Origin of the sequence: Pseudomonas urethralis, assembly GCF_021602465.1 — a bacterium.
Taxonomy (GTDB): domain Bacteria; phylum Pseudomonadota; class Gammaproteobacteria; order Pseudomonadales; family Pseudomonadaceae; genus Aquipseudomonas; species Aquipseudomonas vlassakiae.
The window spans coordinates 157,961-177,214 of sequence record NZ_BQIJ01000003.1; the positions used below are offsets into that span (position 1 = coordinate 157,961).

Annotated in this window: 21 protein-coding genes and 1 other RNA gene; 16 read left to right on the forward strand and 6 right to left on the reverse strand. The window is 62.1% G+C overall.

Annotated features, from left to right (window positions below; all coding sequences use genetic code 11):
• Positions 1 to 149: 149 nt before the first annotated feature.
• A complete protein-coding gene (locus L6D64_RS06250; protein WP_176508308.1) occupies positions 150 to 1,190 on the reverse strand; it encodes an NADP(H)-dependent aldo-keto reductase in 1,041 nt (346 codons plus the stop codon).
• Positions 1,191 to 1,448: 258 nt separating this feature from the next.
• On the opposite strand from L6D64_RS06250, the gene rplM reads away from it, so the two are divergent.
• From rplM to L6D64_RS06285, 7 genes are all read left to right on the forward strand, one after another.
• Positions 1,449 to 1,877, forward strand: coding sequence for a 50S ribosomal protein L13 (rplM, locus tag L6D64_RS06255; protein ID WP_003260798.1), 429 nt, complete (start codon positions 1,449 to 1,451; stop codon positions 1,875 to 1,877).
• Positions 1,878 to 1,891: 14 nt separating this feature from the next.
• Complete coding sequence (gene rpsI, locus L6D64_RS06260; RefSeq protein ID WP_003260797.1) at positions 1,892 to 2,284, forward strand: 30S ribosomal protein S9; 393 nt, start codon at positions 1,892 to 1,894, stop codon at positions 2,282 to 2,284.
• A 263-nt stretch (positions 2,285 to 2,547) separates the two neighbouring features.
• A complete protein-coding gene (petA, locus tag L6D64_RS06265; RefSeq protein WP_054884640.1) occupies positions 2,548 to 3,141 on the forward strand; it encodes a ubiquinol-cytochrome c reductase iron-sulfur subunit in 594 nt (197 codons plus the stop codon).
• Complete coding sequence (locus tag L6D64_RS06270) at positions 3,141 to 4,352, forward strand: cytochrome b (protein WP_176508367.1); 1,212 nt, start codon at positions 3,141 to 3,143, stop codon at positions 4,350 to 4,352. The genes petA and L6D64_RS06270 overlap by 1 nt, the downstream gene beginning before the upstream one ends.
• Positions 4,352 to 5,131: a cytochrome c1 gene (locus L6D64_RS06275; RefSeq protein WP_054884638.1), complete on the forward strand. Its 780-nt coding sequence runs from the start codon at positions 4,352 to 4,354 to the stop codon at positions 5,129 to 5,131. Before L6D64_RS06270 ends, L6D64_RS06275 begins: the two co-directional genes overlap by 1 nt.
• A 116-nt stretch (positions 5,132 to 5,247) precedes the next feature.
• On the forward strand, positions 5,248 to 5,871 hold the full coding sequence (locus L6D64_RS06280; RefSeq protein ID WP_176508309.1) for a glutathione S-transferase N-terminal domain-containing protein: 624 nt from the start codon (positions 5,248 to 5,250) through the stop codon (positions 5,869 to 5,871).
• Between the two features lie 10 nt (positions 5,872 to 5,881).
• A complete protein-coding gene (locus L6D64_RS06285) occupies positions 5,882 to 6,313 on the forward strand; it encodes a ClpXP protease specificity-enhancing factor (RefSeq protein ID WP_176508310.1) in 432 nt (143 codons plus the stop codon).
• Between the two features lie 48 nt (positions 6,314 to 6,361).
• Here the strand turns inward: L6D64_RS06285 and L6D64_RS06290 are convergent, their stop codons facing one another.
• The 5 genes from L6D64_RS06290 to L6D64_RS06310 form a co-directional block, all read right to left on the reverse strand.
• Positions 6,362 to 6,580, reverse strand: coding sequence for a YgdI/YgdR family lipoprotein (locus L6D64_RS06290; protein ID WP_054884635.1), 219 nt, complete (start codon positions 6,578 to 6,580; stop codon positions 6,362 to 6,364).
• A gap of 79 nt (positions 6,581 to 6,659) precedes the next feature.
• Positions 6,660 to 7,238 carry a BON domain-containing protein gene (locus L6D64_RS06295; protein WP_176508311.1) on the reverse strand — a complete coding sequence of 193 codons (579 nt, stop codon included), beginning with the start codon at positions 7,236 to 7,238 and terminating at the stop codon, positions 6,660 to 6,662.
• Positions 7,235 to 7,828, reverse strand: a complete 594-nt coding sequence (locus tag L6D64_RS06300) for a phosphoheptose isomerase (protein WP_054884633.1) — start codon at positions 7,826 to 7,828, stop codon at positions 7,235 to 7,237. Before L6D64_RS06300 ends, L6D64_RS06295 begins: the two co-directional genes overlap by 4 nt.
• 86 nt (positions 7,829 to 7,914) lie before the next feature.
• Positions 7,915 to 8,286, reverse strand: coding sequence for a YraN family protein (locus tag L6D64_RS06305; protein WP_176508312.1), 372 nt, complete (start codon positions 8,284 to 8,286; stop codon positions 7,915 to 7,917).
• Positions 8,286 to 10,103, reverse strand: a complete 1,818-nt coding sequence (locus tag L6D64_RS06310; RefSeq protein WP_176508313.1) for a penicillin-binding protein activator — start codon at positions 10,101 to 10,103, stop codon at positions 8,286 to 8,288. The genes L6D64_RS06305 and L6D64_RS06310 overlap by 1 nt, the downstream gene beginning before the upstream one ends.
• Before the next feature lie 221 nt (positions 10,104 to 10,324).
• Here L6D64_RS06310 and rsmI point away from each other — a divergent pair, with 221 nt between their 5' ends.
• The 9 genes from rsmI to mraY all read left to right on the forward strand — a co-directional run bounded on the left by rsmI (position 10,325) and on the right by mraY (position 19,254).
• Complete coding sequence (rsmI, locus tag L6D64_RS06315; RefSeq protein WP_176508368.1) at positions 10,325 to 11,167, forward strand: 16S rRNA (cytidine(1402)-2'-O)-methyltransferase; 843 nt, start codon at positions 10,325 to 10,327, stop codon at positions 11,165 to 11,167.
• 67 nt (positions 11,168 to 11,234) lie between these two features.
• An RNA gene (gene rnpB, locus L6D64_RS06320) (RNase P RNA component class A) lies at positions 11,235 to 11,594 on the forward strand.
• Positions 11,595 to 11,902: 308 nt separating this feature from the next.
• Positions 11,903 to 12,358 (forward strand): division/cell wall cluster transcriptional repressor MraZ, encoded by a 456-nt coding sequence (mraZ, locus tag L6D64_RS06325; RefSeq protein ID WP_011535546.1) that lies wholly within the window; start codon positions 11,903 to 11,905, stop codon positions 12,356 to 12,358.
• A complete protein-coding gene (gene rsmH / locus L6D64_RS06330; protein ID WP_054884629.1) occupies positions 12,355 to 13,302 on the forward strand; it encodes a 16S rRNA (cytosine(1402)-N(4))-methyltransferase RsmH in 948 nt (315 codons plus the stop codon). Before mraZ ends, rsmH begins: the two co-directional genes overlap by 4 nt.
• Positions 13,299 to 13,592, forward strand: coding sequence for a cell division protein FtsL (gene ftsL, locus L6D64_RS06335; RefSeq protein ID WP_054884628.1), 294 nt, complete (start codon positions 13,299 to 13,301; stop codon positions 13,590 to 13,592). Before rsmH ends, ftsL begins: the two co-directional genes overlap by 4 nt.
• Positions 13,592 to 15,325: a peptidoglycan D,D-transpeptidase FtsI family protein gene (locus L6D64_RS06340; RefSeq protein WP_176508370.1), complete on the forward strand. Its 1,734-nt coding sequence runs from the start codon at positions 13,592 to 13,594 to the stop codon at positions 15,323 to 15,325. Before ftsL ends, L6D64_RS06340 begins: the two co-directional genes overlap by 1 nt.
• Complete coding sequence (locus L6D64_RS06345; RefSeq protein ID WP_371870314.1) at positions 15,322 to 16,812, forward strand: UDP-N-acetylmuramoyl-L-alanyl-D-glutamate--2,6-diaminopimelate ligase; 1,491 nt, start codon at positions 15,322 to 15,324, stop codon at positions 16,810 to 16,812. The genes L6D64_RS06340 and L6D64_RS06345 overlap by 4 nt, the downstream gene beginning before the upstream one ends.
• Positions 16,805 to 18,172 carry a UDP-N-acetylmuramoyl-tripeptide--D-alanyl-D-alanine ligase gene (locus tag L6D64_RS06350; RefSeq protein WP_176508315.1) on the forward strand — a complete coding sequence of 456 codons (1,368 nt, stop codon included), beginning with the start codon at positions 16,805 to 16,807 and terminating at the stop codon, positions 18,170 to 18,172. The genes L6D64_RS06345 and L6D64_RS06350 overlap by 8 nt, the downstream gene beginning before the upstream one ends.
• Complete coding sequence (mraY, locus tag L6D64_RS06355; RefSeq protein WP_054884625.1) at positions 18,172 to 19,254, forward strand: phospho-N-acetylmuramoyl-pentapeptide-transferase; 1,083 nt, start codon at positions 18,172 to 18,174, stop codon at positions 19,252 to 19,254. Before L6D64_RS06350 ends, mraY begins: the two co-directional genes overlap by 1 nt.

Consider the following 19,254-nt stretch of genomic DNA (forward strand, 5'->3'; position numbering starts at 1 on the left):
CATTGTCATTGTTCTTATAGGGTAGAGTGGTCAATCACCGGCTGGATCGTCTTATTTTTTGGCGATTGTGTCTACCCCGCCCCCTCAAGGTCTGCACCAAACCCTGTGGGCGCGGGTTTACCCGCGATGAAGCCGATACCGGGTTCAGCTCAAGGCGCCGGGTTCGGTTGCTCCTGATGGATCGCCTCGATCGCCGCGAGCAGTTCGTCACTGAGGTTCAGCTGCAGGCTGTCGAGGTTGCTCTGCAGCTGCACCAGGTCGGTTGCGCCGATGATGTTGCTGGTGACGAATGGCTGCCGGGTCACGAACGCCAGGGCCATTTGTGCCGGGTCCAGGCCATGCGCCCGGGCCAGTTGTACATAACGGCTGCAGGCTGCCACGGTCTGCGGGTTGGAGTAGCGGGCGAAACGGCTGAACAGGGTCAGCCGGCCTTTTTCCGGCCGGGCACCGTTCTCGTACTTGCCCGAGAGCATGCCGAATGCCAAGGGCGAATAGGCCAGCAGGCCGCATTGCTCGCGGATGGCCACCTCCGCCAGGCCCACTTCGAAGCTGCGGTTGAGCAGGTTGTAAGGGTTCTGGATCGACACCGCCCGCGGCCAGCCGCGGCTATCGGCCAGGTGCAGGAACTTCATGGTGCCCCATGGCGTTTCGTTGGACAGGCCGATATGCCGGATCTTGCCGGCACGTACCTGTTCGTCGAGCACTTCGAGGGTTTCTTCCAGTGGGGTGAACAGGTCGTTGGCCAAGTGCTGGTAGCCCAGTTTGCCGAAGAAGTTGGTGCTGCGCTCCGGCCAGTGCAGCTGGTAGAGGTCGATGCGGTCGGTCTGCAGGCGCTTGAGGCTCTGGTCCAGCGCTGCGACGATGTGCTGGCGATTGTGCTTGAGCTGGCCGTCGCGGATGTGGCTGATGCCATTGCCGGGCCCGGCGACCTTGCTGGCCAGCACCCAGTCATCGCGATCGCCGTTGGCACGGAACCAGTTGCCGATGATGCGCTCGGTGGCGGCATAGGTTTCCGGGCGTGGCGGCACCGGATACATCTCGGCGGTGTCGATGAAGTTGATGCCGCTGGCCTTGGCCAGGGCAATCTGCTCGAACGCCTCGTCCTGGGTGTTCTGCTCGCCCCAGGTCATGGTGCCCAGGCACAGGGCGCTGACGTCGAGGTCGGTACGGCCGAGCTTGCGGTATTCCATCGGGAAAACACTCCTTGGCAAAAGAAGCCCATCAAAGCAGGTTGAAATTTTTCGCGCAATCTGGATAATTCTGCCCCTCTCCGTGTGGCGGAAGTGATGCACCACCACGCAGGAAGAACCCCGTCGAACATTGGCGTGCCCGACCCGAGCCCCCAAAAGCGTCAGCGTTCGGCTGCGCGCTTGCCCTTGGCAAGCTGTGCACTATCCAGTAAGATTCGCCGTCTATTTTTCGCTGGGCGGCCTCTGAGGCTTTAGAGAATGAAAACTTTTACTGCTAAACCGGAAACAGTAAAGCGCGAGTGGTTCGTAGTCGACGCCGCTGGCCAGACCCTGGGTCGTCTGGCTACCGAAATCGCTAGCCGTCTGCGTGGCAAGCACAAACCAGAATACACCCCTCACGTTGACACCGGCGACTACATCGTCGTCATCAACGCTGAACAGGTTCGTGTGACTGGTGCCAAGTCTTCCGACAAAATGTACTACTCCCACTCCGGTTTCCCAGGCGGTATCAAGGAAATCAACTTCGAGAAGTTGATCGCCAAGGCCCCTGAGCGTGTTATCGAAACCGCGGTCAAAGGCATGCTGCCTAAGAACCCGCTGGGTCGCGACATGTACCGTAAGCTGAAAGTGTACGCGGGTGCTGCTCACCCACACACTGCTCAGCAGCCTCAAGAACTGAAGATCTAACGGGAAAGTTCATTATGTCGGCGACTCAAAATTACGGCACTGGCCGTCGCAAGACCGCAACCGCTCGCGTATTCCTGCGTCCGGGTACTGGTAACATTTCCATCAACAACCGTTCTCTGGACGTGTTCTTCGGTCGCGAAACCGCTCGCATGGTTGTTCGCCAGCCGCTCGAGCTGACCGAAACCGTTGAGAAGTTCGACATCTACGTCACCGTTTCCGGTGGTGGTGTCAGCGGTCAGGCCGGTGCTATCCGTCACGGTATCACCCGCGCTCTGATGGAATACGACGAAACCCTGCGTGGCGCTCTGCGTCGTGCTGGCTACGTCACCCGCGACGCTCGTGAAGTCGAGCGTAAGAAAGTGGGTCTGCGTAAAGCGCGTAAGCGTCCTCAGTACTCCAAGCGTTAATACCGCTTCGGCAGTCGAAGAAAGCCCGGTTCCTTGGAACCGGGCTTTTTTTTGTGCTTGAACTAACCTGTCAGCATGTCGGTGACCACTGGTCGCATAGACGCAGATCAAGCAAAGCGCGGGTTATGGCTCCCTGTGGGGGTAATCACCTTGTCACTGTGTGGATTTGTTTCTTACCATGGCGACCAATTTTTAGTGCCACAGACACAACCTAAGTACAGGTCAGGTCCAACTGGCCAAGCAAGCTGATGGGAGAGGACTGAATGAGCAATGACGGCGTCAACGCAGGCCGGCGCCGCTTCCTCGTAGCCGCGACATCCGTGGTCGGGGCAGCGGGGGCAGTGGGGGCTGCGGTACCGTTCGTGGGGTCATGGTTTCCCAGTGCCAAGGCGAAGGCAGCCGGGGCACCGGTGAAGGTCAATATTGCCAAGGTCGAGCCGGGGCAGCAGATGGTTGCCGAATGGCGTGGCCAGCCGGTATTCATCGTGCGGCGTACCCAGGAGATCCTTGGCAACCTCAAGAAGATCGAAGGTGACCTCTCCGATCCTCAATCGAAAAGCTCGGTACAGCCGACCTATGTCGACCCTGAGGTCCGCTCGATCAAGCCGGAAATCCTCATTCTCGTCGGCCTCTGCACGCACTTGGGTTGCTCACCGACCTTTCGCCCGGAAGTTGCGCCCGCAGACCTCGGGCCGAAGTGGGTCGGTGGCTATTTCTGCCCTTGCCACGGCTCCCACTACGACCTGGCCGGCCGTGTCTACAAGGCGCAACCGGCGCCTCTCAACCTGCCAGTACCGCCGCATTCTTATGAGTCGGACGACATTGTCGTCATCGGCGTCGACCAGGAGAAAGCATGATGAGCAAGTTCATGGACTGGATTGACGCGCGCTTCCCCGCCACCAAGATGTGGGAAGACCACCTGAGCAAGTATTACGCGCCCAAGAACTTCAACTTCCTGTATTTCTTCGGCTCGCTGGCACTGCTGGTGCTGGTCAACCAGATCGTCACTGGCGTGTGGCTGACCATGAGTTTCACGCCCTCGGCGGAAGAGGCCTTTGCCTCGGTCGAGTACATCATGCGTGACGTCGAGTACGGCTGGATCCTGCGCTATCTGCACTCCACCGGCGCTTCGGCATTCTTCATCGTGGTCTACCTGCACATGTTCCGCGGCCTGCTCTATGGCTCGTACCAGAAGCCTCGTGAGCTGGTGTGGCTGTTCGGCATGCTGATCTACCTGGCGCTGATGGCGGAAGCGTTCATGGGCTACCTGCTGCCCTGGGGGCAGATGTCCTACTGGGGTGCCCAGGTGATCATCTCGCTGTTCGGTGCCATACCGGTGATCGGCGGCGACCTGACCCAGTGGATCCGTGGTGACTACCTGATTTCGGGCATCACCCTGAACCGCTTCTTCGCCTTGCACGTGGTGGCCTTGCCGATCGTGATTCTCGGCCTGGTGGTGCTGCATATCCTGGCCCTCCACGAAGTAGGCTCGAATAACCCCGATGGTGTCGACATCAAGAAGAAAAAGGACGAGAACGGCATTCCGCTCGACGGCATTCCGTTCCACCCGTACTACACGGTGAAAGACATCGTCGGTGTGGTGGTGTTCCTGTTCGTGTTCTGTGCCGTGGTGTTCTTCTTCCCGGAGATGGGCGGTTATTTCCTGGAAAAACCCAACTTCGAGCAGGCGAACGCGTTCAAGACGCCCGAGCATATCGCGCCTGTGTGGTACTTCACGCCGTTCTACGCGATCCTGCGGGCGGTGCCTGACAAGCTCATGGGTGTAATCGCCATGGGTGCCGCAATTGCCGTGCTGTTCGTGCTGCCCTGGCTCGACCGCAGCCCGGTGCGCTCCATGCGCTACAAGGGCTGGATCAGCAAGCTCTTCCTGCTGGTGTTCTGCATTGCCTTCGTCATCCTCGGCATCCTCGGCGTACTGGCGCCTACGCCTGGGCGTACCTTGCTGTCGCAGGTGTGCACGGTGCTGTACTTCGCCTACTTCGTGTTGATGCCGTTCTACACAAGGCTCGAGAAGACCAAACCGGTTCCGGAAAGGGTGACTGGCTGATGAAAAAGTTGATTGCAGTATTTTTGCTGGCAGTGATGCCTGCCTTTTCCTTCGCTGCCGAACACGGCCTGGAGCTGGACAAGGTCGATATCGACCTGACCGACAAAGCGGCCATGCAGGACGGTGCGCGCACCTTTGCCAACTATTGCATGGGTTGCCACAGTGCCAAGTTCCAGCGTTACGAGCGGGTTGCCGATGACCTCGGTATCCCTCATGAGTTGATGCTCGAGAAGCTGGTGTTCACCGGGGCCAAGATTGGCGATCACATGCAGATCGGCATGCAGCCCAGCGACGCCAAGACCTGGTTCGGTGCTGCCCCGCCCGACCTTACCCTGGTTGCGCGGGTGCGGGGTACCGACTGGCTGTACACCTACCTGCGCAGCTTCTATGAAGACAAGTCGCGCCCGTACGGGGTCAACAACAAGGTGTTCCCGAACGTCGGTATGCCCAACGTGCTGGTCGGCCTGCAAGGCAACCAGGTGATTGGCTGCAAGCAGGTGCAGATGGTGGTCGATGGCAAGAAGCAATTCGACCCATTGACGGGTAGCCCGCTCACCCATGAAGCCTGTGACCAGCTGACCATTACGCCGAATTCCGGTACCCTGAACACCGAGCAGTTCGACGAGAAGGTCAAGAACCTGGTGACCTTCCTGGCCTATTCGGCCAACCCGGTCAAACTGGAAAGCCAGCGCATCGGTACCTACGTGTTGCTGTACCTGGCTTTCTTCTTCGTATTCGCCTACTTGCTCAAGCGCGAATACTGGAAGGACGTGCACTGATCACGCAGTAATTTCTGGTAGTTGAACGCGCCCGCGGGGGCCTGGCAAATTTGCCAGGCCCCCGCGGGCGCGTTTTCATTTAGAGTTTACAAGCATCCCCTGCGAGGAGGCGCTACATGGGCGCAACCAACCGGTTAGCCTGTTATTCCGACCCTGCTGACCATTATTCTCATCGGGTACGCCTCGTGCTCGCCGAGAAGGGCATCAACGTGCAGGTGATCGACGTCGACCCTGCGCGTCTGCCAGCCAGGCTGGCAGAGGTGAACCCTTACGGCAGCGTACCGACCCTGGTCGATCGTGACCTGGCGTTGTATGAGTCGACCGTGGTGATGGAATACCTCGAGGAGCGTTACCCGCATCCGCCGTTGATGCCGGTCTACCCGGTGGCGCGTGGCAATAGCCGTCTGCTGATTCATCGTATCCAGCGTGACTGGTGCGCCCTGGCGGATACCCTTCTCGACCCGCGCAGCGCTGAGGCCGCCCGTGTCGAGGCGCGCAAGGCGCTGCGCGAAAGCCTGACCGGCGTCTCGCCGCTGTTCGGCGAGTTTGCTTGCTTCATGAGTGAGGAGCAAAGTCTGGTCGACTGTTGTCTATTGCCCATACTGTGGCGTTTGCCGGTTATGGGTATCGAATTGCCGCGGCAGGCCAAGCCGCTGCTGGATTACATGGAGCGGCAGTTCGCCCGCGAGCCTTTCCAGGCGAGCCTGTCCTCTGTTGAACGTGAAATGCGCAAGCTTTAAGGAGCCGTTGATGAACTCCAGTCGCCCCTACCTGGTTCGAGCACTGTACGAGTGGATCGTCGACAACGATTGCACCCCCCATATGCTGGTCAATGCCGAATTCCCGGCGGTCCAGGTACCACAAGGTTTTGCCAGCGATGGCCAGATTGTCCTGAACATTTCGCCGAGTGCCGTGCGCAACCTGCACATGGATAACGAGGCGGTAAGCTTCGAGGGGCGCTTCAGTGGCGTTGCCCATTCGTTGTTCGTGCCAGCAGGTGCCATCCTGGGGATCTATGCCCGCGAGAACGGCCAAGGCATGGTCTTCGAGCTGGAGCCACCGCTGATGGATGGCGATGAACAGGAAGACGATGCTGTCGAGCCGGATGACGATGGCCCGCCGGAAGGGGGTGGCCAGCCTCCACGTCCAAGTGGGCGACCCAGCCTGAAAGTGGTCAAGTAATAAAAAAGGCGATCCGTATGGATCGCCTTTTTTTTTGCCAGGCTGAGCTTACAGGTCGCTGATGGTGCGAACCTGGTCCCGATTGATGCGGGTGCGCTTGCCGTCGAGCTGCTGGAATTCGTAGAAGCCAGAGTCCTTGTCGAAGTGCGGGGCGTCGACAGCCTGGATTTCGCGGCCGTCGTTGAGGGTGATCAGGCTTGGGGTCGAGCAGCCAGCCAGGGTGGCGAAGGTGCCGAGCAGCAGGGCGGGCAGCAGAAGCTTTTTCATGCGGTATTTCCTGGAAATTGAACGGGTGGGGCATGTTGCCGCCGAGGCCAGCCAGTGGCGGGTCGCGGCGGCAACTGAATCAGTCGATGTACTCGAACAGCTTGACGATCTTCTGCACGCCAGAGACCCCTTGAACCACGGCGGTGGCGGAGTTGGCCTCTTGCTGGGTCACCAGGCCCAGCAGGTAGACGATGCCGTTCTCGGTGATGACCTTGATGCGCGAGCTGGGCACGGCATTGTCGGTGAGCATCTGGGCCTTGATCTTGGTGGTCAGCCAGGCATCGTTGTTGCGCGCCAGGATCGAGGAGGGCTGCATCACCTGCAGTTCGTTGTGTACCTTCTTCACTCGCTGGACCTGGCTGGCAGTCTGTTCGGCCAGGCTCTTGAGGTCGGCACGCGGGGTTTGCCCGGCAAGCAGGACGATACCGTTGTAGCTGCTGACGACGATGTGCGAACCCTTGTCCAGGTCAGGGCTGGCCTTGGCAATGTTCACCGAAGCCTTGGTTTCGATCAGCGAGTCGTCGATCTTGCTGCCGATGGTGCGGGTGCCGCGATCATCCTCGATCGGCGAGTTGCGGGTCGAGGTCAGTACCGAGCTGCAGCCGGTGACGCTCAGGCACAGGGTAAGGGCCATCAGGCCGAGGCGTATGGGGGTCATTCTTCACTCCCGAACAGTTGGCTGTCGATCAGATCGCACAGGCAGTGGATCGCCAGCAGGTGGACTTCCTGGATACGTGCGGTGACCATCGACGGTACGCGGATTTCCACGTCTTCTGGCAGCAGCAGCGATGCCATGCCGCCGCCGTCACGTCCGGTCAATGCTACGACAATCATTTCGCGATCATGTGCGGCCTGGATCGCTTGAATCACGTTGGCAGAGTTGCCACTGGTCGAAATCGCCAGCAGTACGTCGCCGGGCTGGCCCAGGGCGCGAATCTGCTTGGAGAAGATTTCGTTGTAGCTGTAGTCGTTGGCGATCGAGGTCAGCGTCGAGCTGTCGGTGGTCAGGGCGATGGCCGGCAGGCTCGGGCGCTCACGCTCGAAGCGGTTGAGCAGCTCCGAAGAGAAGTGCTGGGCATCGCCAGCGGAGCCGCCGTTGCCGCAGGCGAGCATCTTGCCTTCATTGAGCAGCGCATTGACCATGACCAGGCTAGCCTGCTCGATGTGCGGTGCCAGGATGTCCATTGCCTGTTGCTTGGTGTCGATGCTGGCCTGGAACAGCCGGCGAATTCGGGATTGCATGTCCATCTGGTGACCTTAAGTGGGGCGGTGGCCGGCGCGGCGCGCAACAGGGACCAGCCCGCGAAACATAGAGCAAAAAAATCGGAGTGGGTTCAGCATTCGAAGGCGTTTTTCAGCCATTGAAGTGGCCGGCCTGCATGGTGGCTGCCCTGCAGGGCGACAACGTCGAAGCGGCAGGGGTGATTGGCCCAGCGGGACTCCTTCTGCAGGAACAGTGTGGCGGCAAGCACCAGTCGTTTCTGCTTGCGCCCGTCAATGCTGCCGAGGGCGCCACCGAAGTCCGCGTGCAACCGGTAGCGGACTTCGACGAATACTACTGTATCGGCGTCGAGCATGACCAGATCAAGCTCGCCGCCTTTGCATCGCCAATTGCGCATCAGCAGTTGCAGGCCTTGCCCTTGAAGGTACTCAAGGGCTTGGGTTTCTGCTGCCTGGCCGGCGCTGCTTGGCGATGCTGCGGGCATCAGCGCGAGGTATCTGGCAGGCGCTTGACCTGGCCACCAGCAAACTCGGCCCATGGCAACTGGCGCTCGACGCGCTGGCTGGCGTTGATGCTCAGGCTGCCGGACAGGCCTTGCACGCGATTGTCTGGCAGTGCCTTGAGCTGGCCCAGGCGCGGCGCCAGGCTGTAGGCGTCGACACCCATCGCATACAGGCGGCCGAGGCTGCCGGCGGCCTGTGGCCACTGCTGTACCACCTGCTGGCGCAGGCTGTTGCTGGTGTCGAGCAGCCATGGCGTTTCGCAGAAGCGAATGCCGTTCATGTCGTTGTACTGGTTGACGTCGCCGCTGGCGCTGTACAGGTTCGAGGTGGCGTAGACCGGTACGTCCCCGGCGTACTGGAAGTTCAGCGTCGGTTTGATCTGCTGCGCCTGCTGTGGGGTCGAGGCGAGGAAGATGAAGTCGATGTCCTGGCGGCGCGACGGTTGTGCCGCGATGGTACCGCCCACGGTGCTCTGCAGGCTCTGGGCGCGGCCTTCGCTCTGGCGCAGCTGGAACAGGTTGGCGATCTGCTGGGCGAGGGCGACCGGCTGGGCGATGCGCTCGGCGGCGATGATGGTACCGCCATTGCCTTCCCAGTCCTGGCGGAAGGCGGCCAGCACGCGGTCACCCCACTCACCGCTCGGTACCAGGGCAACGGCGCGGACCATGCCATCAGCACGGGCGCGGCGCGCCACTTCACGGGCTTCGTCCTCAGCGGCGAGGCCGAACTGGAACAGTTGCGGTGGTGCTTTCTGGCCGGCATCGGCGTAGTTCAGGGCGAGGGTGGTGATGGGCAGTTGGCTGTTGCCGGCGAGCTGCTTGACCAGCGGCTTTTCAAGCGGGCCGACCACCAGTTGCACGCCATCGGCCTGGGCCTGGCGATAGAAGGCATCGAGCGAGCCGATGCGCGAGCTGTCGTAGACCTGCACGGCAGGCGCTTGCCCGCCCGCTTGCTGGGCCTGGAAGTGGGCGGCCATGAAGCCGTCACGCAGGGCCCGGGCAACGCCGGCCAGCGGGCCTTCCTGGGGCAGCAGCAGGGCGATCTTGGTCAGCGGCTGGCTGGCCAGTTCCTTGAGCTTGGTCAGGGCCAGCGGCAGTTGCTTGGCGGCTGGGTGATCGGGGTGCTGCTTGCGCCAGGCTTCGATGGCCGCTTGTTGCTGCTCCAGGGTGCCGGCGCTTTTGACGGCCAGCGCCAGGCTGGTCCAGCCGGCCAGGATTTCGTTGTTGGCTGGCTGTTGCAGCTGCTCGGCCGGCAGCGAGGCGACCAGGGTCCAGATCGCGTCATGGTTCGCGCTGGCGGCCTGGCCACTGAGCAGCGGGCTCAGCAGTACGCGTTGCTGGGCGGCGGCCATGGCCTGGCCATCGGCCTCGAGGGCTGCGGCATGGACGCTGTAGGTGCGCACCTGCTGTTGCTCCGGCAGCTCTGCAATGTGTTGCAGGCTCGGATGGGACAGCGCGGTCAGGGCGGCCTTGGGCTGGTTGCGGCTCATGGCGAGTTCCGCGCCAAGGGTGGCGGCGAAAATCTGCTGGGCCGGCTTGAGCGTGTCCATCGGCACCTGTTCGAGGATGCGTGCCGCGCGTGGGAAGTCCTTCTGCTTGTAAGCCAGGTCGGCTGCGCTCAGGCGCAGCAGGGCAGCGTCTTCCGCGGACTTGCTGGTGGCGGCCTTCTCGAGCAGTTGCTCGATGCTGGCGTCCGGGGTGCGTGGCAGTTCGCCCAGGCTGGATGAGGGCGAGCTGGCGCAGGCTGCCAGCAGGGCAGCGAGGCAGAGGGCTGTGAACAGCCGCAGGCAAGCGATCATGTAAAGGTCCTGTTACTCGATCAAGTTGGCCGGCAATTGTACCCAAGCAGCAGCCGGGGCGCGATCTGCCGTTAGCGGAACCTTCACTATAGGTGGCGTGCGCAGGAGGGCCGAAGAAGTTCTTTGCGCCCTGTTACCGGCGCTCGGGCTACAATGACGCCTTTGATCCGAAAGGCAGGGTGTGTGCAGTGACTGATGTGGCCGGGACTTCGAAATCCACCATGGGGACGCTTTATGTGGTCGCGACGCCCATTGGCAACCTTGATGACATGAGCGCCAGGGCGCTCAAGGTGCTGGCCGATGTCGCCCTGATCGCTGCCGAGGACACCCGGCATTCGGTCCGCCTGCTGCAGCACTTCGGCATCGACACGCCGTTGGCGGCCTGCCATGAACACAATGAGCGCGACGAGGGTGGCCGCTTCATTGGCAAGTTGCTGGCCGGTGAAGATGTGGCGCTGGTATCCGATGCCGGTACCCCACTGATTTCCGATCCGGGTTACCACTTGGTGCGTCAGGCCCGTGCCGCAGGCGTCAGCGTGGTGCCCGTGCCTGGCGCCTGCGCCCTGATTGCCGCGCTGTCGGCAGCCGGCCTGCCATCCGACCGCTTCATCTTCGAAGGCTTCCTGCCCGCCAAGGCTGCGGGTCGTCGTGCGCGTCTGGAGCAGGTCAAGGAGGAGCCTCGCACGCTGATTTTCTACGAGGCGCCACACCGCATTCTGGAGTGCCTCGAGGACATGGAGCTGGTGTTCGGTGCCGAACGTCCGGCGCTGCTGGCGCGTGAGCTGACCAAGACCTTCGAGACCCTCAAGGGGCTGCCGTTGGCTGAGCTGCGTGCGTTCGTCGCCGGCGACAGCAATCAGCAACGGGGTGAGTGCGTGGTACTGGTGGGTGGCTGGAGTGCGCCTGAGGGCGAGGAAGCGATCAGCGCCGAGGCCCAGCGCGTGCTGGACCTTTTGCTGGCCGAGTTGCCGTTGAAAAGGGCGGCGGCATTGGCGGCGGAAATCACCGGTGTGCGCAAGAACCTGCTGTATCAGGTGGCCCTGGAAAAGCAGAAAGCGCAGTAGTGGCAATCAGGCATAGTTGACGGTATCGCTTGTTCTTGCGCGCGCGTGCCGTTAACCTTGTCGGCGGAGAGTCGATCGGACAGTCGCTGCCGTCTTTTGTTCCGCAAAAGGCGGGGGAGGAAAGTCCGGGCTCCATAGGGCAGAGTGCCAGGTAACGCCTGGGAGGCGCGAGCCTACGGAAAGTGCCACAGAAAATAACCGCCTAAGCACTTCGGTGCCGGTAAGGGTGAAAAGGTGCGGTAAGAGCGCACCGCACGGCTGGCAACAGTGCGTGGCTAGGTAAACCCCACTCGGAGCAAGACCAAATAGGGTTCCATCAGGCGTGGCCCGCGTCGGAACCGGGTAGGTTGCTAGAGGCGTCCAGTGATGGCCGTCGTAGAGGAATGACTGTCCTCGACAAAACCCGGCTTACAGATCGACTCTCCACCTTTCCTCTCCTGCTTGAATCGATAGCAGATTCCTCTTGGTAATACCAAAAAGATCTTACTCTTGATAATTCACTTTAACTTCGAACGACAGCTGTTTGAGTCGGTTTGATTTTTCTCGCGTTTTTCCCCTCCTGGCAGTCCTTCCGCATTCCTTTGTTGCGCTAAATCTCGGTCCTGTAAGGGATTTCCTTATGAACGTGCCTTGACGGTGCAGCGGGCGGATTCCTATAGTGTGCGCAAGTGGCAGAAAGTGGGATGAAGTGGGTTTTCTGACACAAAAAAGCTAACATTGTGGGGAATCGCAGCCGTGTTCCGCGGAGCCAACGCCGTCAGCCTCGATGCCAAGGGCCGTCTCGCCATGCCGAGCCGGTACCGTGACGAGCTCGATTCGCGTTGCAATGGTCAGTTGATCGTGACCATCGACGCCGTAGACCCCTGCTTGTGTGTTTATCCCCTCGATGAGTGGGAACAGATTGAAGCCAAGTTGCGTGCCTTGCCGTCGTTGCGTGAGGAAAACCGCCGCCTGCAGCGTTTGCTGATCGGCAATGCGGTTGACCTGGAGCTCGATGGCAGTGGGCGTTTCCTGGTGCCGCCCCGCCTGCGTGAGTACGCCAAGCTGGACAAAAAGGCGATGTTGGTGGGGCAGCTGAACAAATTCCAGCTGTGGGATGAGGATGCCTGGAACGCGGTTTCGGCAGCCGACCTTGCAGCTATCCAACAACCGGGTGCCATGCCCGACGATTTGCGTGACCTGATCCTGTGACCATAGATAGCGGCTTCAACCACATCACCGTCCTGCTCGACGAAGCTGTCGAGGCATTGGCCCTGCGCGCCGACGGTTGCTATCTGGACGGCACCTTCGGGCGTGGCGGCCATAGCCGCCTGATCCTCAGCAAGCTCGGGCCGCAAGGGCGGCTTCTGGGCTTCGACAAAGATCCTCAAGCGATTGCCACCGGGCAAGCGCTGGCGGCCGAAGACGGCCGCTTTGTCATTGTGCAGCGCAGCTTTGCCGAGCTCGGTTCGGAAGTCGCCGAGCGTGGTCTGCACGGCAAGATCAGCGGCATCCTGCTTGATCTGGGCGTGTCTTCGCCGCAGCTGGATGACCCTGAGCGCGGCTTCAGCTTCCTCAATGACGGCCCGCTGGACATGCGCATGAACCCACATCAGGGCATCAGTGCCGCTGAGTTCATCGCTACCGCACCTGTCGAAGAAATTGCCCGTGTGTTCAAGGAATACGGCGAAGAGCGTTTTGCCGGGCGCATGGCGCGTGCCGTGGTCGAGCGCCGCGAAAAGCAACCCTTCACCCGCACCGCCGACCTGGCTGAAGTGCTCAAGGTTGCAAACCCGGCCTGGGAAAAGGGCAAGAACCCGGCGACCCGGGCCTTCCAAGGCCTGCGCATCCACGTCAACAACGAATTGGGTGATTTGGAGGCTGGCCTCGAAGCAGCGCTCGACGCCCTGGAAGTGGGCGGCCGCCTGGCGGTCATCAGCTTCCATTCGCTGGAAGACCGCATCGTCAAACTGTTCATGCGCAAGCTGGTCAAGGGCGAGGCCGACAATCTGCCACGCAACCTGCCGGTACAGCACAAGGTCTTCGAGCCGAAGATCAAGCTGATCGGCAAGGCCCAGTTTGCCTCCGAGGCCGAACTCAAGGCTAACCCACGGTCGCGCAGCGCCGTGATGCGGGTTGCGGAGAAGCTTCGGTGAGCCGGCTTTTCGCCAAACCTCTGCCAGGCGGAAGCTTCCTGATGCTTCTGCTGTTTATCGGCGTGCTGGTTTCGGCCATCGCCGTGTCTTACAGCGCCCACTGGAATCGCCAGTTGCTCAACACCCTGTACGGCGAATTGAATGAGCGTGACAAGGCCCAGGCCGAGTGGGGCCGGCTGATTCTTGAGCAAAGCACCTGGACCGCCTCCAGCCGTATCGAGAGCCTGGCCTCCGAGCAACTGAAGATGCGTGTGCCTGCGGCTGACGAAGTGCGGATGGTGGCGCCATGATGAAGCTCGAAGGCGCACTCTACCCCTGGCGCTTCCGGGTCGTGATCGGCTTGCTCGCGCTGATGGTGGGTGCCATCTGCTGGCGCATCATCGACCTGCAGGTGGTCGACCGTGACTTCCTCAAGGGCCAGGGCGACGCCCGCAGCCTGCGTCATATTCCGATTCCTGCGCACCGTGGCCTGATCACCGACCGCAACGGCGAGCCGCTGGCGGTCAGTACCCCGGTCACCACCCTCTGGGCCAACCCCAAGGAAATGCAGGCTGCCAAGGATCGCTGGCCACAGCTGGCTGCGGCGCTTGGGCAGAACGCCCAGCAGTTGACCGAGCGCCTGACCCAGCAGGCCAACAAAGAGTTCATCTACCTGGTCCGTGGCCTGACCCCGGAGCAGGGCCAGCACGTGCTCGACCTGAAAGTACCGGGCGTGTATGGGCTGGAAGAATTCCGCCGTTTCTATCCGGCCGGAGACGTGACCGCCCACATGGTCGGCTTCACCGACCTCGACGACCACGGTCGTGAAGGTGTGGAACTGGCCTACGATGAATGGCTGGCCGGCGTGCCCGGCAAGCGGCAAGTGATCAAGGATCGGCGTGGTCGCCTGATCAAGGACATCCAGGTCACCAAGAACGCCAAGGCCGGCAAGACCTTGGCGTTGTCGATCGACCTGCGCCTGCAGTATCTGGCCACCCGCGAACTGCGCAACGCCATCGCCGAACAGGACGCCAAGGCCGGCAGCCTGGTGATCATGGACGTCAAGACCGGCGAGGTCCTGGCCATGGTCAACCAGCCGACCTACAACCCGAACAACCGCCGTAGCATGTTCCCGGCTGCCATGCGTAACCGGGCGATCATCGACGTGTTCGAGCCAGGCTCGACGGTCAAGCCGATCTCGATGAGCGCGGCGCTGCAGAGCGGCCGCTGGAAGCCGACCGACAAGGTCGAAGTGTATCCGGGCAGCCTGCAGATCGGCCGTTACACCATCAAGGACGTGTCCAAGAGCGAGGGGCCGATCCTCGACCTGACCGGCATCCTGATCAACTCTTCCAACGTCGGCATGAGCAAGATCGCCTTCGACATCGGCGGCGAGGCCATCTACCGCGTCATGTCCCAGGTGGGCCTGGGCCAGTACACCGGCCTCGGCTTCCCGGGCGAGCGCGTCGGCAACCTGCCTAACCACCGCGAGTGGCGCAAGGCTGAAACCGCGACACTGTCCTACGGCTACGGTGTGTCGGTGACCGCCCTGCAGCTGGTGCATGCCTACGCCGCGCTGGCCAACGACGGCAAGATGGTGCCGCTGTCGATCCTCAAGGTCGACAAGGCGCCGGAAGCGGTGCAGGCCATTCCGAAGGAAACCGCCGAAACCGTCCAGGGCATGCTGCAGCAGGTGATCGAAGCGCCGCGCGGCGTGTTCCGTGCCCAGGTGCCGTTCTACCACGTGGCCGGCAAGTCCGGTACCGCACGTAAGGCCACCGTCGGCTCCAAGGGTTACACCGAAAACGCCTACCGCTCGCTGTTCGCCGGTTTCGGCCCGATGAGCGACCCGCGCTATGCCATCGTCGTGGTCATCGACGAGCCGGGCAAGGGCGGCTATTTCGGCGGCCTGGTATCGGCCCCCGTATTCAGCAAAGTCATGTCGGGCACCCTGCGCCTGATGAACGTGCCGCCAGACAACCTGCCGCCGCCAAGCGATCCACAGCAGGCCAGCGCAGCACCCGCCAAGGGAGGGCGTGGATGATGACAATGCCATTGAGCAAGCTTTTCGCCCACGCCAGCCGCGATCCGCTGATCCGTGAACTGACCCTGGACAGCCGTCAGGTGCGCCAGGGTGACCTGTTCCTGGCCGTGCCAGGTGCCAAGGTGGATGGCCGTGAGCACATTGCCGATGCGCTGTCCCGTGGCGCGGCGGCCGTGGCCTATGAAGAGCAGGGCGTCAACGTGCTGCCGCTTACCGACGTGCCGTTGATTCCGGTGAAAGGCCTGATCGGCCAGCTGTCGCAGATTGCCGGGCGTTTCTACGGCGAGCCGAGCCGCCAGCTGAACCTGGTGGGCGTGACTGGCACCAACGGCAAGACCAGCGTCACTCAGCTGGTGGCCCAGGCGCTCGATGCGTTGGGCCAGCGTTGCGGCCTGATCGGCACCCTGGGCACCGGCTTCTATGGCGAGTTGCAGAGCGGCCGCCTGACCACGCCCGACCCGATCGCCGTGCAGTCGACCCTGAACGACCTCAAGAAAGGTGGCGCCAAGGCCGTGGCCATGGAGGTGTCCTCCCACGCCCTGGAGCAGGGCCGGGTCGCCGCACTGGAATTCGACATCGCGGTCATGACCAACCTGTCACGCGACCATCTGGACTACCACGGCAGCATGGAGGCCTACGAGGCCGCCAAAGCCAAGCTGTTCGCCTGGCCGAGCCTGCGTTGCCAGGTGGTCAACCTGGATGATGACTTCGGTCGCCGCCTGGCCGAAGACTTCGCCCACCGCCCGAGCGTCGACCATATCGAAACCCGGCTGCTCAGCTATAGCCTGGAAAACCCGGACGCTTCGCTGTTCTGCCGCGAAGCGCATTTTGACGACAATGGTGTGTGCGCCATCATCGTCACCGCCCAGGGCGAACGCACCCTGCGCAGCCAGCTGCTTGGCCGCTTCAACCTGAGCAACATGCTTGCCGCGGTGGCCACGCTGCTGGCACTGGACTACTCGCTGGACGAGGTTCTCAAGGTCACCCCGCACCTGCAAGGGCCGGTCGGCCGCATGCAGCGCCTGGGTGGCGGTGACAAGCCGCTGGTGGTGGTCGACTACGCCCATACGCCCGATGCGCTGGAAAAAGTCCTCGAAGCCCTGCGTCCGCATGCGCACGGCAAACTGCTGTGCCTGTTCGGCTGCGGTGGCGACCGTGATCGCGGCAAGCGCCCGCTGATGGCCGAAGTGGCCGAGCGCCTGGCCGACCGCGTACTGGTCACCGACGACAACCCGCGTACCGAAGACCCGCTGCGCATCTTCGACGACATTCGCCCGGGTTTCGCCAAGCCTGCGGGCGTCGAGTTCGTCGTTGGCCGTGGCGCAGCCATTGCCCATCTGATCGCCACCGCTGCCGCCGATGACGTGATCGTGCTGGCCGGCAAGGGGCATGAGGATTACCAGGAAATCAATGGCGAGCGCCATGCGTTCTCCGACCTGATCGAAGCCGACAAGGCACTTGCAGCCTGGGAGGCTCCGCATGCTTAAGCCCATGACCCTCAGCCAGCTGACCGGCGCCTTGAACGCGCGCCTGGTCAACGCCGACGCCAGCTTCACCGGGGTCAGCATCGACAGCCGTAGCGTCGCTGCCGGCCAGCTGTTCGTTGCCCTGACCGGGCCGCGCTTCGATGGCCATGACTACCTTGCCGACGTGCAAGCCAAGGGCGCCGTCGCTGCGCTGGTCGAGCGCGAAATTGCCGATGTCGATCTGCCGCAGCTGGTGGTCGCCGACTGCCGTGTCGCACTCGGCCAGCTTGGTGCGCTGAACCGCGCTGCCTTCGACAAGCCAGTCGTCGCCATCACCGGTTCCAGCGGCAAGACCACGGTCAAGGAGATGCTGGCCAGCATCCTGCGGACCCGTGGCTTGGTGCACGCCACCCGCGGCAACCTGAACAACGACCTCGGTGCTCCGTTGACGCTGCTGGAAATCGCTTCGGAGCACAGCGCCGCCGTGATCGAGCTGGGTGCTTCGCGCATCGGCGAGATCCGCTACACCGTCGGCCTGACCCAGCCGCAGGTGGTGATCATCAACAACGCCGGCACCGCTCATGTCGGTGAATTCGGCGGCCCGGACAAGATCGTCGAAGCCAAGGGCGAGATTCTCGAAGGCCTGGGCGAGGGCGGCACCGCCATCCTCAACCTGGCCGACAGGGCGTTCGACATCTGGCGCAAGCGCGCTGGCAGCCATCGTATCTTCAGCTTCGCCCTGGACAACCCGCAGGCCGACTTCCATGCCAGCAACATCGGCCGTGATGCCCGTGGCTGCCCGTCGTTCACCCTGCATGGGCCTGATGGCAGTGTGCCGGTGCAGCTGAACCTGCTGGGTACCCATAACGTCAGCAACGCCCTGGCCGCTGCCGCCGCTGCCCATGCCGTTGGTCTGAGCCTTGGCGGCATCGCCGCGGGCCTCAACGCAGTGCAGCCGGTCAAGGGCCGCACCGTGGCGCAAATCGCCCCCAACGGTGTGCGCGTGATCGACGACAGCTACAACGCAAATCCCACCTCCATGTGCGCGGCCATTGATATACTCCGCGCCTTTTCCGGGCGCACCGTTCTGGTGCTGGGGGATATAGGTGAACTTGGCCAGTGGGCGGAAGAAGGTCACCGTCAGGTGGGCGAGTACGCGCACGGCAAGGTCGATGCCCTTTATGCGGTGGGTTCCAACATGATTCATGCGGTCAAGGCGTTCGGCGCCAATGGCCGCCATTTCGCAACTCAAGCTGAGTTGATCGACGCTGTTCGCGCCGAAACTGCCAGCGAAACCACTATTTTGATCAAGGGCTCGCGCAGCGCTGCGATGGAAAACGTCGTGGCCGCACTGTGCGGTGCCAGCGGGGAGAAACATTAATGCTGCTGCTGTTGGCCGAGTATCTGCAACAGTTCCACAAAGGCTTCGCGGTCTTCCAGTACCTGTCCCTGCGCGGGATTCTTGGCGTACTGACCGCGTTGTCGCTGGCGCTGTGGCTGGGGCCGTGGATGATCCGTACCCTGCAGATTCGCCAGATCGGTCAGGCCGTGCGTAACGACGGCCCGCAATCGCACCTGTCCAAGTCCGGCACCCCGACCATGGGTGGCGCACTGATCCTGTCGGCCATCGGGGTCAGCACCTTGCTGTGGGCCGACCTGTCCAACCGTTATGTCTGGACCGTGCTGATCGTCACCCTGCTATTTGGTGCCATCGGCTGGGTCGACGATTACCGCAAGGTGATCGAAAAGAACTCGCGTGGCCTGCCGAGCCGCTGGAAGTATTTCTGGCAATCGGTGTTCGGCCTGGGCGCTGCGGTGTTCCTGTACATGACCGCCCCGACCACCGTCGAGACCACGCTGATCGTGCCGTTCCTCAAGGATGTCACCATCCCGCTGGGTATCGGCTTTGTCGTATTGACCTATTTCGTCATCGTCGGCTCGAGCAACGCAGTCAACCTGACTGACGGCCTCGATGGCCTGGCGATCATGCCCACCGTGATGGTCGGTGGTGCGCTGGGCATCTTCTGCTACCTGTCGGGTAACGTGAAGTTCGCCGAATACCTGCTGATCCCCTACGTGCCGGGCTCGGGCGAGCTGATCGTGTTCTGCGGCGCGTTGATCGGTGCCGGCCTGGGCTTCCTGTGGTTCAACACCTATCCGGCCCAGGTGTTCATGGGCGACGTCGGCGCGCTGGCGCTGGGCGCCGCGCTGGGCACCATCGCCGTGATCGTGCGCCAGGAAATCGTGCTGTTCATCATGGGCGGCATCTTCGTGATGGAAACCCTGTCGGTGGTGATCCAGGTCGCCTCGTTCAAGCTCACCGGCAAGCGCGTGTTCCGCATGGCGCCGATTCATCACCACTTTGAACTCAAAGGCTGGCCTGAGCCACGCGTGATCGTCCGATTCTGGATCATTACCGTGATTCTGGTGCTGATTGGCCTGGCCACCCTGAAACTGAGGTAG